The organism is Lentibacillus sp. CBA3610 (assembly GCF_013373365.1).
Lineage (GTDB): Bacteria > Bacillota > Bacilli > Bacillales > Amphibacillaceae > Lentibacillus.
In genome coordinates, this window is record NZ_CP035925.1 from 2,096,572 (window position 1) to 2,113,474 (window position 16,903).

The 16,903-nt window shown below is 44.9% G+C and carries 12 protein-coding genes; 1 reads left to right on the plus strand and 11 read right to left on the minus strand.

The genetic code is table 11. From position 1 onward, the window contains the following. Positions 1 to 38 precede the first annotated feature (38 nt). From Len3610_RS10565 to Len3610_RS10610, 10 genes are all read right to left on the minus strand, one after another. Complete coding sequence (locus tag Len3610_RS10565) at positions 39 to 1,220, minus strand: MFS transporter (RefSeq protein WP_176447914.1); 1,182 nt, start codon at positions 1,218 to 1,220, stop codon at positions 39 to 41. A gap of 21 nt (positions 1,221 to 1,241) precedes the next feature. Further along, positions 1,242 to 2,438: a CynX/NimT family MFS transporter gene (locus Len3610_RS10570; protein ID WP_176447915.1), complete on the minus strand. Its 1,197-nt coding sequence runs from the start codon at positions 2,436 to 2,438 to the stop codon at positions 1,242 to 1,244. Between the two features lie 352 nt (positions 2,439 to 2,790). Next, entirely contained in the window at positions 2,791 to 3,219 is a 429-nt protein-coding gene (locus tag Len3610_RS10575) for a sigma factor (protein ID WP_176447916.1), read from the minus strand. Between the two features lie 458 nt (positions 3,220 to 3,677). Beyond that, positions 3,678 to 3,773 (minus strand): putative holin-like toxin, encoded by a 96-nt coding sequence (locus Len3610_RS10580; protein WP_176447917.1) that lies wholly within the window; start codon positions 3,771 to 3,773, stop codon positions 3,678 to 3,680. A gap of 422 nt (positions 3,774 to 4,195) precedes the next feature. Continuing rightward, positions 4,196 to 4,975, minus strand: a complete 780-nt coding sequence (gene fabI, locus Len3610_RS10585) for an enoyl-ACP reductase FabI (protein WP_176447918.1) — start codon at positions 4,973 to 4,975, stop codon at positions 4,196 to 4,198. Positions 4,976 to 5,118: 143 nt separating this feature from the next. Further along, complete coding sequence (locus tag Len3610_RS10590; protein WP_176447919.1) at positions 5,119 to 5,382, minus strand: DUF2730 family protein; 264 nt, start codon at positions 5,380 to 5,382, stop codon at positions 5,119 to 5,121. A gap of 424 nt (positions 5,383 to 5,806) precedes the next feature. Then, positions 5,807 to 7,069, minus strand: coding sequence for a TIGR02679 family protein (locus Len3610_RS10595; protein ID WP_176447920.1), 1,263 nt, complete (start codon positions 7,067 to 7,069; stop codon positions 5,807 to 5,809). 12 nt (positions 7,070 to 7,081) lie between these two features. Continuing rightward, complete coding sequence (locus Len3610_RS10600) at positions 7,082 to 11,227, minus strand: TIGR02680 family protein (protein ID WP_176447921.1); 4,146 nt, start codon at positions 11,225 to 11,227, stop codon at positions 7,082 to 7,084. Then, entirely contained in the window at positions 11,211 to 12,383 is a 1,173-nt protein-coding gene (locus tag Len3610_RS10605) for a TIGR02678 family protein (protein ID WP_176447922.1), read from the minus strand. The genes Len3610_RS10600 and Len3610_RS10605 overlap by 17 nt, the downstream gene beginning before the upstream one ends. Further along, positions 12,384 to 13,880, minus strand: a complete 1,497-nt coding sequence (locus Len3610_RS10610) for a TIGR02677 family protein (protein ID WP_176447923.1) — start codon at positions 13,878 to 13,880, stop codon at positions 12,384 to 12,386. It abuts the gene before it with no gap. Positions 13,881 to 14,147: 267 nt separating this feature from the next. Between Len3610_RS10610 and Len3610_RS10615 the strand changes: the two genes are divergently transcribed. After that, a complete protein-coding gene (locus Len3610_RS10615; RefSeq protein ID WP_176447924.1) occupies positions 14,148 to 15,479 on the plus strand; it encodes a short-chain fatty acid transporter in 1,332 nt (443 codons plus the stop codon). A gap of 293 nt (positions 15,480 to 15,772) precedes the next feature. Here the strand turns inward: Len3610_RS10615 and Len3610_RS10620 are convergent, their stop codons facing one another. Then, complete coding sequence (locus tag Len3610_RS10620) at positions 15,773 to 16,675, minus strand: DMT family transporter (RefSeq protein ID WP_176447925.1); 903 nt, start codon at positions 16,673 to 16,675, stop codon at positions 15,773 to 15,775. Positions 16,676 to 16,903 lie beyond the last annotated feature (228 nt).

The window sequence follows — 16,903 nt, forward strand, 5'->3', positions numbered from 1 at the left end:
GGAATCCTGTCTTTTAATTTTTGACAACCAGTATTTTTCTAGTTATTGGCCTGAAACACACGTACAAACACAATATACACTGCCGGCAGACAGCCAAGCAAAATAATCAGTCCGATCCATCCGGCACTGTTCCACAAGGGGCCAAGCGCTGAACTTCCAAGCGCAACACCAATATAATAGGATACCAGATACAAACTGGAGGCACTTCCTTTATGATGCGTCACTTGCTCGCTGACAGTTGAAGCCGTTAAGGAATGCGCCGTGAAAAACCCGAGACATGCAACACATAGACCAACAACAATCATCCATAATTCAGGCCCCAGGGTGATAAATATTCCAATAACCATAACGAGCACGCCAATCAATCGAATGATTTTTAAACCGAACCTGCCAGCCAACCAGCCTGCAAGCGGTGAACCAATAACACCCAGACCATAGGCAAAAAACGTGTACGAAATGGCTTCCAGTGATAACGAAAACGGCGGTGCCTCGAGATAAAACGGTAAATAAGTCCACATACCCGTGAACGACAGCTGCAGTACAATCCCGAGACCGAAAAGTAAAAGCAAGGCCGGATTTTTCAAATGATAGGAAAATGCCTTCAAGTCATTGGAAAACGACAATTGACTCGGCACAAAAAAGCGGGATTTCGGCAGCATAAACATAACCACAATCAAACTGACAAGACCAAAAAGAGCCATTAGATAAAAAGCAAATTCCCAGGAAAAATGGTCTGTCAGATAACCGGTTACCACCCTTCCAACCATTCCGCCCAGCGCATTGCTGGATATGTAAAGCGAAATCGCGACATGGACACTCCGCCTATCAATCTCTTCACTCAAATAAGCAAGTGCAGCCGCCGGTAATCCCGCTAACGCAAACCCTTGCAGGAGTCTTAGAACGAGTAACAAGATGAATGAATCAAACAGCGGGATAATCAAAAACGGAACAGACGCTCCTGCCAATGATAGTTTAATAAATATGGTGCGGCCGCTGCGGTCAGATACAAACCCGAGTACAATCAGTCCGGCAATCAACCCTGCGATTGTCAGAGATAATGCCAGTCCGGAAGCGGAAACCGGCAGCTCAAATTCGTTCACAAAAACAGGAAAAAGCGGCTGTACCGCATACATCCCGGCAAATACAAAAAAAGATGCCAATGCCAGACTCAGCGTAATCCGCCAAAAATATAAATCTTTAATCGAATATTGCTGCTGCATATCTTTCACACCCAACTATAATCAATCCAGCACATAGCGATTCCGGCCGGCGCCCATACCGAACGACATGACCAGGATAGCCACAACAATCAAGGTTATGAGTGGTACCGTCCATTGATGCGTCACATCATATAAATACCCGATGAACATCGGCCCGACAGCTGCGAGCGTGTACCCGAGTGACTGTGCCATACCGGATAGCTCGGCGGCATGTCGTGCGTTACGTGCACGCATCCCCAAAAAAGCAAGTGCAAGTGCGAATGTTCCACTTAAGGTAATCCCAATCAGGATGATGCTGATGACCATAGCGGGAATCGATTCACCGATCAACAGACCACCATAGCCGCCAAGGGCACACAGTCCCATGACGAGCACGATACTGCGCTGCGATTCAAGCCGATCGGCAATTACCGGCACAATAAAGCTGGCAGGTAATCCGACAAATTGCGTAAAGGACAGCATCCACCCTGACATTGACATGGTTAAACCATTACTATGTAAAATTTCCGGAAGCCAGGAAATCGTCACATAAAACAAAAAGGATTGCAGTCCCATATAACAGGCAACCTGCCAGGCCAGTGGTGATTTCCACATCCGGTTATCACTGACGTTCACGTATTTCAAATCGGCATCATCACGCGGTGAATCCCTTTTCGATAGATAAATCCAAACAATCATCCCCAAAACTGCCGGCATGCACCAAACGAGCAATGCCAGCTGCCATCCAAGACCCAGGCCTTGTGCAAACGGGATGCTTAAACCGGACGCTGATGCAGCAAAAATCCCCATCGCGGTTGAGTAAACACTTGTCATCAATCCGACTTTTGCCGGAAACTTTTCCTTAATAACACCAGGCAAAAGTACGTTTAACATTGCAATACCCAAACCGACAAATAATGTGCCGATAAATAAAAGGGCAATAACCGAAATCGATCGAACTGAAATCCCGATAAACAAAAGGATCAGCCCGGCCAATAACATGCGTTCATTGGTAAAACGGTTCCCCAATTTTGGTGCAGCAGGTGACATCACTGCAAAAGCAACCAGCGGGAGGCTCGTCAGGATCCCTGCACTCCAATTGGACAGGCCGATGTCATCACGGATAATTCCAATCAGCGGTCCAACAGACGTAATGGCAGGACGCAGATTGAATGCAATGATAACAATCCCTGCTACGAGTAAAAAACGGTACAGCTGTTTTGATTGATTATTTGTCATGACTGAATGTCCCTTCCTGCAAACTGATTTGTACCTGAGAAAAAACGCTGACGCGTCTTTTCAGATCCCAGAGGTCGGAGGTCGGATTGGAAGAAATCAGCGAGTCAGCTGATTTCAAGACTTCTGATCCTAGAACACAGAAAATAGCATCACCGAAAAAATGTCTACAGTCTAATATAGCATAATCGCTTTGCTTTTAAAAAAGAAGATTCCCTGTCGAAACAGAGAATCAAGTTTTTAATGTCCTGCTGAGCAGAGACATATGCCGGTTTATGCCTGCGATATTGCCTGGGAAATAACTGCCGAACGATGCCTTGATACAAAACCATTGTGTTTGATTTTTTGCTGACAGCTACATTTCCTCTTCGCCAGCCTGATGCATTAGCCCTCTCAGAATAACCTGATCATAAAGCCACTTCCATTGATTAACCGTCAGTTTCTGCTGAATAGGGCTCCAATGATATGAATTATCGATAGTTGAAACTTCCTTCTTAACTGACTGCACCATATTTGACAGCAGCTGGTTCTTTTGAAACCTGTATTCATTCTGCCACAAGTGGTTTGTCATTCTGTACTTGATTTTCGGCTTTGCCCATGCAGAAAAATCACCAGTTATCGGATCATATGAATTATATGCCTCCCATAACCCATATAACCCTTCTTGAAAATAGGTTCCAATTTGATCATAAAGTCCCAGTTTTTGAGCAAAATAAACGATTTCTTTTTCATATTGTTCCACAATGTTTAAAAATTGTGTCCCTCCCCACTCCTTATTGCTCACATCCTTACCCCCTCTGTAATATTTATTCTTATTGAATCACTTCTATTATACACATTGGTCAATTGATGCTTGGTTTTGGAAGTTTTTGTCGAATCCTTTTGATCGACCCGATTTTATTCGAAAATAATGTCGAAGTATGTAAATTAAAGTCAAAACATGTTAGGAAATTGGTTGCATTTCAGACCATCTTAACAACGTTTATCAATTTTGAAATTTTTATGAACATTTTGAGAGGTAAATAACCCGTCTTCTGTGAAAAGTATTGCTTTTATAAGTATAGTATGCTTTGACATGAATCCTTTTTCTTTTCATAATCATCTTTTCTGGGTATAATGTAGGAAAAGGTTAGCATATATTAATAAGACCACAGCTGTCACTGTGGTCTGTTAAGCTGTTCCCCAACGGTTCGGCTTTTCTAAAATAGACCTCTCCTATTTCATTGCAGGTGCCCGAGAGGTCTATTTTTTGTTGTTGATTTCCACGATTAACGCCAGTAATCCAATCAACAAGGTACCGAAACCAATCAGTACCATGAACACTTCAAAAACATTCAAAAGCGTCACCCCCTTTGACGGCCGATATTTATTAGCCGTCTGCGCCTCACCTGAAGGAACAGCTCTTGGTTGGTAGTATAGCACAAACTTTACCGAATATGCGAACAAATGTTTGTATAGTATAATTTGTGGGACAGATTTTTGTTTAGCGCTTTAGAATTAATTTTAATTAATGACTCTATTTGCAGTTACGGTTTGATAGCAGATGGTTAAAGAAGAGGGTGTGTGCTTGTATAGTTTAATCTATGCAGGTGGGTGAAGGGGCTTGTAATTCATTTAGGGGATAATTTCTGCAAAAGCGCATGCGCCCCCTGCAGATATTAGGTCTTTAATCTCTCAGCTGAACTCCTACTTTAGTGAATCAGACCGGGATAAAAAGCGAGCACCCTAAATTAGAATGCTCGCCTGCTATCAGGAATGGATTAAGCACCGGTTACGATATGGAAGCCAGAGTCTACGTGAAGCACTTCACCCGTAACGCCTCGTGCCAAATCGCTCAGTAAAAATAATGTCGCATCTCCGACCTGATCCTGATCAACCTGTCGGCGAAGCGGTGCTTTTTCTTCAACAACTGACATTTTATCATTAAAGCCGGAAACACCTTTTGCCGATAATGTGCGAATCGGTCCGGCTGACACAGCATTGACGCGAATGCCGTCTTTACCGACATCCTCAGCAAGATAGCGTACACTTGCTTCAAGCGCCGCTTTGGCTACACCCATGACATTATAGTTTGGTACAACACGTTCAGCTCCTAGGTATGTTTGTGTAACAATACCGCCACCCTCAGTCATAAATTTCCGGGCCTCCCGGGTGACTGCAGCAAGGGAGTAAGCGCTGATATTCTGCGCTGTCAGATAACCTTCACGTGAAGTATCAGCATAATCACCTTCCAATTCATCTGTATTGGCAAATGCAACAGAATGAACAAGACCATGAATCGTACCGGCATGGTCACCGACTTCCTGAAATGCTTGCTTAATGCTTTCATCATCCTCTACATCACACGATACAACCAGTTCAGCCTCGATGCTATTTTTTTCCAATAGCTTTTCCAACTTTTGTTTGGAACGCTCCTGCCGATAGGTGAAAATAAGATTGGCACCGGCGTTATAAAGCGACTTCGTGATACCCCAGGCAATGCTGCGATTATTCGCAACACCCATAATAACGATATTTTTATTTTTTAATAATGCATTCATTTGTTTACCTCCATTATGGTTGGATATATGTATAATTATAATGTAGCACAATTAGGACCAGGTTTTAAATCCCGAGGTGGGAAATGAATGCATGTAACTGATTAATTTTAAAAAGCAAAAAAATAAGCCTGCCTGCTGCAAGCTTACCATTCCATGCCGATTTCTTTTTCCAGCATTGTGAGACGCGCCTTACTATCAGCGAGATCGTTAATATAATCATTGAACTTATAATTCATTCTACGCATATCACCACGCATCTTTTTCATTTCCGTCTCTATACTTTCTACTCTGGTTTCTATGTTTTCTACTTTAGTTTCCAGATTGCCTAATCTTTCATTGCCCTTTGCAACATCGTTTGACAATTCCTTAATCGCAACGAACAGATCCTCCATTGTTATATCGCTCATCTGATTCGCCTCCGTCATTTGATAGACTTATCATAACATTTGGATTCATATCCAACAAGCGAACGTAGTGTTAAAACATTACCTGAACCAGTGTGGAAAATTTAATTTTTTCTGGACCAAAATTGGTTTTTAGCCACTCTAATAACAACCAACATAAAGATCCACCTTTTTTAATCGAAATCGAACTATTAAAATTTCGGGATGACGTTTTCAATCTTAAAATCGGCTAATTCGCCAATTTCTTCAAGTCTGACTCCCTGCATCTGACCTCTGGAAAGACGAGGCAAGGCCTGAGTCTTTCTTATAAGGTCAGAAAGTATAACATTTTAGATAAGACTTCAATCTAGAAATCGGCTAGTTCGCCGATTTCTTCCAATCCGACCTCTGACCTCTGGCATCTGAAAAGACGCGTCAGCGTTTTTTCTTATATGTCCTCCATCATCCGCTCAACCAATGCTTCCTGATAGCCGGCTTTGCCTTTTGCACGCATGATCTCAGCGACTTCCGCCAATTCCATATGTTCAATCCGATTCAATTTTTCCAAACGTTCTTCCGACAATTTTTTCACCGGTCTGCTTGCTGCATAAGCATCTGCATTCATATGCCATAACTTAGCACTTTCTGTCGGATATCTGTTCAGTAATCGCTGTGCCATGCCGAGGCCTTCAGGATCAAAATCGCCGGCATAATGTAGTACACACCCGGATTCGGCAAGCCTGTCGAGCAGCATCAATGCTGCGAGCGTAAACTGCCCATTCGTACAGACAATGGGCATATCCGGTTTATGATCCAGAAGCGTAGCACATACGCCGGAATTTTCCACAACCCAGACGTTGGATTCGTAAGCAGGATAGACCTTTACCAGTTTCATAAGTTCACGTATCGGGACAATCTGCACCGTCTGCTGATCAACGGCGGATTCCCATACAGGATGCCTCCCGGTTTCCGTTTCTGCATAAAGCCCGGCACATGTCACGTAATTTAACAGGTCATCACGATAAATCTGAAAGTCCTGCAGCAATTCATTCGTCGTCTCGGTCGTGGTTGGCATTACCCCACTGGTCTGGACTGCGAGCACATGCAGCCATAGTTTTCCAAGATCCGTATTTAGATCAAAGGCATGCGGATCGCCGGCAATACGCTGGCTGAACATTGGCAGCCGCTCCGGTGACTCCGGCAAATTGCGCTGAGCGATATCCAGCCAGGCTGTCATTGCTGCAAACTTATCAGGCGTCTTGTCAATCAGGGTCCACACCCACCGTGACTCACTGCTGTTTGCCAACAGCTCATCAAACCAAAAGCTTAACGCAGTATACGTCTCCTGCAGCCCGATAACAAGACACCGCTGCCCTTTTTCCTTTTCCTCGCGTTGCTGTTTTTTAGAAAGAATCGTTTCGCCAAAATAGGCATCAAGAATCTGTTTCAGCCCAATGTCACCAAACCGGGTATCGGCTAATTGTCTCTCAAACGCCGCAACCGAAATTGAGCCTTTTTCAGCTAATCGCGACCCCGGCATTCCGAAAAAACCGCCGATCACTTTCAGTTGGCCGTCCGTAAACAACCGAACCGGGACAGTCCCGCCGATTCTTCCAAGTGATTCGTACTTTTTCCGGAATGCATGGAACAATTTTTTATAGGCTTGTTCACTTTTGAAAAATCTCACTGCTGCCTGTACTTCATTAGTCATAACCAACCCCCTTTACGAATCGGTGGCTGCAACTTCTTCTTCGCCTTCAACAACCAAATGCCGTGTATGGCCGTCCCAATGATAACGGATCACACTCACAAACGCCTCGTTTTTCGGACGGACGAGTTCAGCAATGGCGAGTGAAGAAATCGTATCATAATCACCCCAGAGCACCTGAGAGTTCATGATATAGTCGAACCCAAGCTCCTCGACAATCTCGAACATCTCCCGGATATTATTTTCATCAACACCGGCAAAAGCCTCATCGAGTGAAATGATATATGGCGCCGTGTCGTCCGCTTCCAAATACCGTGAATAACATGCTGTAAAAAGCGGTATATACATAGCCATCGCCTTTTCCCCACCACTGAATTTGTAGAAAGCATGGTTGGTCAATTCACGTTTCGGCTCACCTTCACGCTGGTAGGATAAAACAAAGGAAAACCAGTTCCTGTAGTCGAGCACATCTTTCAGCACTTGCAGGAGTGTATTCCCTTCACCTTTGACCTCCACCAATTCTTTGGCACGTTCGATTTTAGAGCGAAAATGTTCAATGACCTCGTTAATATCATCCTCTTTTAATAGCCGGGCATCACGGCGCAGCAAATCGACCAGTTCTTTTGTATCCATTTCCGCTTCCGTTTCAGCGGTGCGGGGCTTCCATTTGATAGAGAATGACAAGCCGGATGACGAATCACTGTTTACCATCAGTTTATTCATTTTTTCTGTCCAATCCTGAGCCCGGTTAATCCGGCTCCGCAGTTTTTTACCGACAGAATCAAACAGGATCTCCTCGTACAGTTGCCGGTCCTGATCATCAAGCATCGTCTGCTGGCGCTCACGGTCATCCGCTACTTTTTCCATAATAAAATACGGGCTGACCTTCTTCCCTTGAAAATCGAGCTGAATCAAGCGGCGATCTGTCTTCTGCTTCCAATTGTCAATCTGAATGCGCTGTTCGTCGCTCCAGTCGTCATGCATCCAATCACGCTCAGTTGCCGGCATGTCCATATCTGTCATTCGATACTCCATCAAATTGGATTGCTGCTCATAAAATACATCCGTTAATTGCTTTTCAATCGTTGATGGATCTTTTTCTTTCAAAAACGTTTTATACTGCTTAACGATTGATTTGGCCAGTTCATCCGTTCCCGTCTCCTGATTATGCACGTCGACAAAACTAAGATGGACTTCATCGTTGAATGATTCCTTCCACGCGTCAATCATCTTTGTCCAAAACTGCAATTTTTGCCGTGAAACGTTCATGTTGTCTTCAAGCACATTTTTCTCTGCTGTCTTCTGTGGTAATTCTTCTTTGGTTTGATCAAGTTCCCGATTGGTTACCGTGATATTTTCCTGAACGTCCTGAATTTGCTTCCGGATATCGGCAACACCTGCCGCCTCCAACTGATTGTTAATCTCGGCGATGTTTTGCTCTTTCCGGGCTTGTCTGTCAGCCAGGATATTCAGTTCACCCTGCAGTTCATCAACTTCTGCCACCAATTCTTCCAGCCGATCTTTCGCCTGTTGTAATTGCTGGGCCATATAACGATACGTTGTATGTTTGTTGATAAGATCATGCAAGCCTTTTTCATACATTCGCATCATCCGTTTTGCTTCCTGATACGCATCATGCGAAAATTCAAGATTAAAACCCCGGGTATCCGTATCCAGCTTGTGTTTGATTTCCCGGTATGCCTGATACAGCCGGTTCATTTGGTCATCCAGATCACGCAGCTTTTTGTCGTATTGTTTGATGTCAAATCGCTTTTCCTTGATATGGGAAAAACTTTCTGACAAGTCTTCATCTGACGGGAAAGCAGCTATTGCATCCTTGGCTTCCTGAATGTTGCCGCGCAATGCTTCGATGTCTCTTGTGATCGTCTGTTTTTCTGCTTCCAATGATTCCATTTCAGACGACAATTGTTCGATTTGTTGCTGCCTGTAACGTTTCCGGGCATTCCTGCCGATAAACCGAACCTGCTCAACCGGAAGTGCATGACCGCTGATAAGACCAATCCGGTATGTACCATCACTGTTAATTGCCGTGTTGTCATGGGTTTCATCATCCACCAGAATACTCCGTAATACGTCATCGACTTTCATCCGGCTAATCGATGCATCCTCATCCAAATCCGGCTCTAAATAATCCGCCAGTGTATGGGCCATCATGTGCGGGTCAGGTTCCAGGATGCGGTCATGTTCAACAGACATGACGTCATCCGCGATCAGCGCATCCAGCGTCCCTGTGTCAATCAATGCTGATTCAATATTTTGACGGACGTCATCCGGCACATGCTTTTGGAACGCCACCGCTTCGTAAAATGGCAGAAAACTGTTTCCGGATTCAGCCAATCTCCGGCGGGCATCACGTGTTTCTTCCTCCTGGTTTGGTGGCTCAGGATCGCGTTTTGTTTTTAATTCATCCAGTTCAAGTTCTTTTGCCCGGATGTCCTCTGTGAGTGCAGTAATCCGGCTGTCTTTCCGGGCAATTTGTTTATTGATTTCCAGCTGATAATCACTGGCCGCTTCAACAAAAGCTGAACGGATATTGTCATAGTTGACAGGTTCATACAAACGATACATATCACGTGCTGTCTGCTGCAGCACCTCATCACTTACCGGCAAAAAGTCATGCCGCTCAGTCCAAGCGTGAATTTCCGCCAATTTGTCCTGTTTATCCTGTTCAAAAATACCGAGCCAATCTTGTTCTTCCTGTTTCAGCTTATCCAAGTCCATTTTAGCAGCAGCCATATCCTTATCACGATCGGCAATTTTTTCTTTCTTCGCTTCCAGCTCCCGAAGCTGATCCGAAATGGATTCAATTGTCTGGTAATGCTGTTCGGCCTCTTTTTTCCAGATGGTAAAGTCATGGTCTGAATCCTGATACCGACGAAAATCCGCTACGTTCGTCTTATGCTGCAAAAAGGAAGTATCCGCTGCATCCTGATCGAGGTCATCGATCACGCCATCCAGGTTACGCACCATATCGTCAAGGTCTGCTTCCAGCTGTTCCTGTTTTTCCCTGGTTGCGAGCTCCTGCTGCTTTTTCTCTGTCAGAGCATTGTCTTTTTTCGCATGATCTTTCTGAATCTGGTCGCGTGCTGCCATTTCATCGGTCCGTTCTTTCTCAAGGTTCCAGACTTTATGGCTCCCGAGGCGGCTGCGTTTCTGCTCCAGTACGTCATGTCTCTGAATGAGTTCACGTTTCCGGTTCTCCAGTTCGCTGATCTCGCTTTCCAGCTTGCGGTCGGTTTCCTGTTGTTCGGAATAAACTTTCTCTTCTTTATCGTACCGTTTCTTCGCTTCAACATAATGGTTCGCCTTGTCCGCCAGCTTATATTGATTATAGACGTCATACCGTTTCAGCAATTTTTCCAGTGCCGTCTGTTCACGTTCCAATTGTTCAATTTGCTGCTTCGTCTGATCCATATGTTCAATTGTATCGGACAGGTGGCGCAAATCATCGTCTGTTAACGGGGGAAGGGATGCTTCCAGAATCTCGTATATAGCAGTTGGGCGAAACTCTTTGGATAATTTCGGGCTGCGCAACTGGATTAGCAGTTTGATCAGGTCATCGTATGCTTCCATGTCGGCAAAACCGAAAATATACTTGTTCACCAGTTTCATATAGTCACCTTGTGTCCGGACGACTTGCCCGCCGCTGTCAATCCGGTTCTCCAGTTGTACACGTGACAGTGGAATCCGCTGTTTTTCACCGCCGTTATTGTCTGTTTCATAGAGCGTAAAGTCCTTACCGATACGACGATTGTCAGTGATGACAAACCCCCAGAAATTCATGTTTTTATGCCGGCGTGCCTGCAGCCCGATTCCGGTTGTGATATATTGATTCGTGTCTTCACGCTTGTATTCAAGGAATAAATAGCCGGTTCGCTCATCACGGTTGGCGACATCCTTTTCACCGAGCAGATAATCCTCCATTTTCCGCGCACGTGAACCGAATGGATCCAAGCGATCTGGTGATTTTTTCCCGTCGAGCAAAACTGGCAGGATACTTTGCATCGTCACGGATTTTCCGGAGCCGTTCGAACCCCGGAGCAGGAGCTTCCCGTCTGCAAAGTCAAAAATTTCGTCATCATAATACCAAAAGTTTAACAGCCCGGCCCGATTCATTTTCCATTTATGATGTTTGTTCATGTGTCTCATCCTCACGTGCTAAAAAATCATTCGGATAATGCCCTGTCGACCGTCCGAACAGCGGTTTGATAATATAGGCATTGGTTACGGGTTCGGTTTCGAGCATCTCCCAGTCCTGCAGAAGTTCTGTCAATTCGTTGGTAACGCTAGTGATGCTGGACTCACGATAATGCTTGCTCCAGCCTTTTCCATAAATCGCTTGAACCTCAGCGACAATCTCTTCCAGATTTATACGGGATATACGGAGCGTTCCAAGCTCATCCGGCTGATAGGCATCCTGGCTCCGCATATAGCTTGCGACGTGGAGCGCCACGTCCATAATAGCTTTTTGATCCGGAAAAAGGCTCAATTCCTGTTTTCTTTGATCCGTTACCAGCATGGCGGCGTTTTTGAATACTTCGAGCCGAAACTTGGTATGTGCTTCAATATCTTCTCTCAATCTGTTCCGGAAATTGCGGATATAGGCAAAATCCGAATCATCCTCACCCCCGCGGTGCACGACCGGTGAAATGAACAATCTTCGGTAAACCCGCTTACGCCGTTCATCCGACTCATGCCGTTCCCATTCGCTTGCCAGAATCGCTTCGGCTGTTTCATACTCAAACAGATCCCTTGGGTACGAGCGCATGAAATAACGAGCGTAGACGGTTGTCTCATACAGCACTTCCTGTTCGGCATCCATGGCAAACCGGTCGATTTCACCCTCTACTGATTGAAGGATCGATAACTTCTCCAGGACTTTTATCACCCGAACAAGCGAACGGCGGTGATTGTAGTTCGTCCAGTCAAGCGGAAATTCACCTGGATACAGATCTTTTATTTCCTCACAAATATCCGAAAGTAAAAACTGCTCATCGACCGAGCGATTCTCCGTAAATGCCAGTGCACAGCAAAACATTGCATAGTCCCGCGGGTCCTGAAAATCCTGAATGCCCATCCAGCTTTTTGGCTCAACCGGGATTTTTTCCAGTTTTATGAAATGCTGATGGACGATCAGTTCAAAACCCAATTTATCATCAACGTAGCGTTTCAGAACCTTTTCCCGCTCACGGATCATTTGATACAGCTCCGGTTCGTCAAGGCGCAGCACCCAAAATTTTTCCAACAGTAACGCCAGTGCTCGTTCTGCTTTTTCATCAAATGAATTGGTTTCCATTTAGACGTTCACCTCTTCAAAAAACTGAAATGTCACATTTGGCATCTCAATATTACCGTCCTCCGCGTGTAAAACGACTCGCTCATCCTCTTCTATGACGACTTTGACACGGCGGCCGAATTCGGTTTTAAACGATCGGTCTTTACGAGCCATCGCCTTGCCGACCCAGCCAAGGAGCATTTTCCGAACATACGGTTCAACAGTCGGCAGTTCTTCCAGCCGGATTTCGTTGCCCGTCATATATTTTTCCAGCGTTTCCTGTTCCATCTGTTTGTTGTGCAAATGCTCAGCACGCGCTTCTTCTTTTCGTTTTTGCTGGCTGATAATGGCACCGGGGCGCGTCTTTTCCTGATAATGCCGTATCCGCGGCTTCGTTTCATGTTCCATTGGAGCCTCGTCCCAAATATCGGTATAAATATCATCGGTCGGCACATGATCACTGAACAAATGCCGTGTATGGAAAACACCAAAAACAACCGATGACAGTTCGTGGGCATCTTTCACATCATCCAGCGAGTCAAACCACTCAGCCAGATGCAGATAATCCTTTTTTCGGCTGCGGAAATAATGATGACGTTCACCCAACCGCTGTACAATTCTTGTGATACGGCGGATCTGTTCGTTTGTCCTTGTCTGCAGCATGTCCAGATTACTCTCGCCATGCAAGCTGCCGAGGAACCAGTCACATAAACTGCGCCATTTTTCCGTTTGGTCTGTGATTAGTGCTGTTTCATCCAATCCGACATCTTCAAAACGGGGAACCTGCCGCTGGTGGATGATCACCTGGTTAATCAATGGCTGCAATTGTTCGATGCTAATCGTCTCCAAAAGCTGTTGGATTTTCAGAGCTGTTTGCTGGAGACCGATTATGAAGTCACGCAAATACGTTGTGAACTGATCCTTATAGGCGAGGAATGCTTCGGTCTGCATCTGCTCCTCAGCTGCTTCACTATTGATATGCGCCATATAGTCGGACGTGTTTTGGTTGATCGACCGAAAATAGGCAAAAATATCATTCCAAAGCTGGGCGCATTCATCAGCTGGCGGAAGCTCCTGCTTGCCCGCAATCGTTTCGACTTTTAACAGTTCCTGATAAAGCCGCTCGAATTCTTTCCGCTCAAGCGATCCGCCAAACACATCACCGCCGTGTTCCATCTGTTGGAGCATCCGTTCAAATTCAATCGTATACGGCGTTGATTGATAGCGATAGCGCTTTTTCTTAAATTCCTCGATTGTGCTGGCACGGCTCATTTCCTGTCTGGCAACCAGATTATTCCATTTCACAAGCTGGTCAAGATCCTGATGCAGCTGATCTTCTGTATAGTCCTGAAAACCATCCAGATCCTTCAGATGTGCGAATATTTCTTCCGGAAACAGCAATTCCCGCATCCGTTCATGCTGCACGTAAAAGTAACGGAGAATTGCCCGGTAACTCCACGCTTTATCAGCCGTTAAATAGGACGCCTCCTGTACTTTTTTGAAAGATTGTGTCTGCATGATCACCACTCGCAAATTTCGACTTAATTTTATTTTACGTCTGTTACTACGAAATGTCTATGGATTTCATTTTGGAAATTCGTGTAGGCTTTCCGCAATGAACTAATCACTGTTCAGACCGCAAGCTTATCCGCTAATTGCTTAATCCAAACATGATTCCATCACTGGATTCATACTATTATACCGGCTGATTTGACGGCACATCGGGTTGTCTGCTAGTTTAATAGCATGTTAAAAAAGCGCTTGCAAACTAAGGAGGAATGGAAATTGAAAACCTTAACGTCTTTTTTTGATCGGATGGTTCAGCGCTATTTGCCTGATGCCTTTCTTTTCGCCATCATCCTGACGATTGCTGTTTTCTTATTGGGAATGGGTGTTATGGGCAGTTCACCGGTTGAGATGGTTGAATACTGGGGCACGGGCTTCTGGGACTTGCTTGAATTCGCTATGCAAATGTCGCTGATTGTCGTGACCGGTTATATTCTGGCAAGTACACCATTTGTTCGTAAAATTTTGCAGAAAATCAGCACTTTAGCCAATACGCCCGGTCAGGCGATTTTACTGGTGACATTTGTTGCCTCCATTGCGTGTCTCATCAACTATGGCTTCGGATTGGTTGTCGGAGCACTTCTGGCCATTCACATAGCAAGACGCGTCACCTCTGTGGATTACCGCTTGCTGATGGCCAGTGCATACAGCGGCTTTTTGCTTTGGCATGGCGGGCTGTCCGGATCAATTCCGTTATTGATTGCGACGGATGACCATTTTTTAATGGATTCGATTGGGACTGTACCGGTAACAGAAACACTTTTCAGCAGCTTTAATCTATTTATTGTCCTATTCCTCCTTTTGACGTTGCCATTGTTAAACTGGTATTTGATGAAAGCACGTGACCCTTTCACCAATACAGATGCATCAACATGGGATACAAAAGACTATGCGGATACGGAGGAGGAAGAAGTACCACCCGAAAACAGCACACCGGCTGAGCGTCTGGAAAACAGCCGGATTATTTCGCTCATCATCGGACTGATGGGACTTGGATTTATTATCTATCATTTTGTCCAAAATGGATTTGACCTGAACCTCAACATTGTGAACTTCATTTTCCTGTTCATGGGCATTCTTTTTCACAAAACACCACGCGGCTTTTTGAACAGTGTGACAAGTGCAGTTAAGAACGCCGGTGGAATCATAATTCAATTTCCATTTTATGCCGGGATTATGGGCATGATGGTTGAATCAGGCTTGTCACAGAAGATGTCGATGTGGTTTGTGAATATTTCAAACGACGTCACACTGCCGTTATTCTCGTTCATTAGTGCCGGCATCGTCAATTTCTTCGTCCCATCCGGCGGCGGACAGTGGGCAGTTCAAGGGCCGATTATGGTGCCGGCCGCTCTGGAAATTGGTGCAGATACTGCCAAAACAGCGATGGGCGTTGCGTGGGGAGATGCGTGGACGAACATGATCCAACCATTCTGGGCATTGCCGCTGCTCGCAATTGCCGGCTTGAAAGTACGTGACATTATGGGCTTTTGTGTCATGATTTTATTTTACAGTTTCATTCCGATTGCAATCGGACTATTATTCTTGTAAATTTGTAAAAAATGGAGGTTGGACATTAACTAAAACAACTAACTCTAAAGAAGACAATACACTGTTAGCGGAGGAAATATACGTAGACTCCAGCGGGAGGAAAGGCATAGGTGAGACCCCGCAGTGCGGCAGCACGAGGAGGCTCACCAGCCGCCCGCGGAAAGCGGAGTATATTTCCGGAGCGGGTTGTAACTTACCATAATTTCTGGTTCGGATTCTTCTTTCATTAAAACTCTTTTATTCCAATCTCATTTTTCGCACTGCATAATACAGCAAAATGTCACCGATTCCCGTCACGTAGTTTTGCTTTTCCCAAAAATCTGCGCGACACCAATTCCGGCGATGATCATAACAGATCCGATCAGAATGCTGTTTGTCAGCTCCTCGCCCAAAATCAGCCACCCGAAAAACAGGCCAAATACCGGGACGAGCAATGTAGACAATGTTGCTGAAACCATATCTATAATGCTCAACAACACAAACCAAACCGTGAAACATAATGCGGACGCCAGAACACCCGTAAATAATATGTAAAAAATGCTTTCACCGTTTAACTGGACAGGGTCACCCCATTCAGCAAACAGCGTGGCAATGATGATACCGATTGTTCCAAACAGCATTTGATAGGCTGATACCTGTAACTGTGTCATACCTTCCAATTTCATCCGGTAGTACACATTCGCTGCCGCCCATGAAACGGCTGCAACAATAATCAGGAGTTCTCCAAATATGACCGCCGGATTCTGCACGAAGAAGATATCCCAGCCAAGAATGGTAACCAGACCAAGCATGCCGATTACTAAGCCGAGCACTTTTCCCGATGTTATTTTTTCACCTAGAATTTTTACGGCAAAAATACTGCTCCATAACGGCATCGAATAGAGAAGAACTGACGATTTCCCGGCATCGACAAACTGCATCCCATACATGACAAATGTAAACACAATGGTTGTCTGCAATATCCCGATAACAATCAGGTGCTTCCACATGTCTCGAGGCGGTTTACCGGATTTTAGCAGCCATACAGCCAATAGCAGTGTCGCCGCACCCGTTCCAAACCGAAACGCCGAAAACGTGAACGGTCCCATAAAATTCAATGAGCCTTTCATAAAAACCCATGCATAGCCCCAAATGAGTGTAATAAGCAGAATTAATCCCCAAACAATCCATTTATTTTGCAGCATCGAATGTCTCATAATCTAAAAACCTCTTCATCTGGCATAATACTACCAGTATAGTAATTTCCTGCTTGACTGGCAACTGCTAAAGCTTAGTACCTATAACATTCGACACATTTAAACGAACTTGCACAACTTTTTTAATCCGTTTGTCGTATGGACGTTCGAGGTTTATCGATTTATGATGAATATAAGCTATAAGATTCCCCCTTTTATAATAAGTATCGGGTGCTTTCCATATAGGAG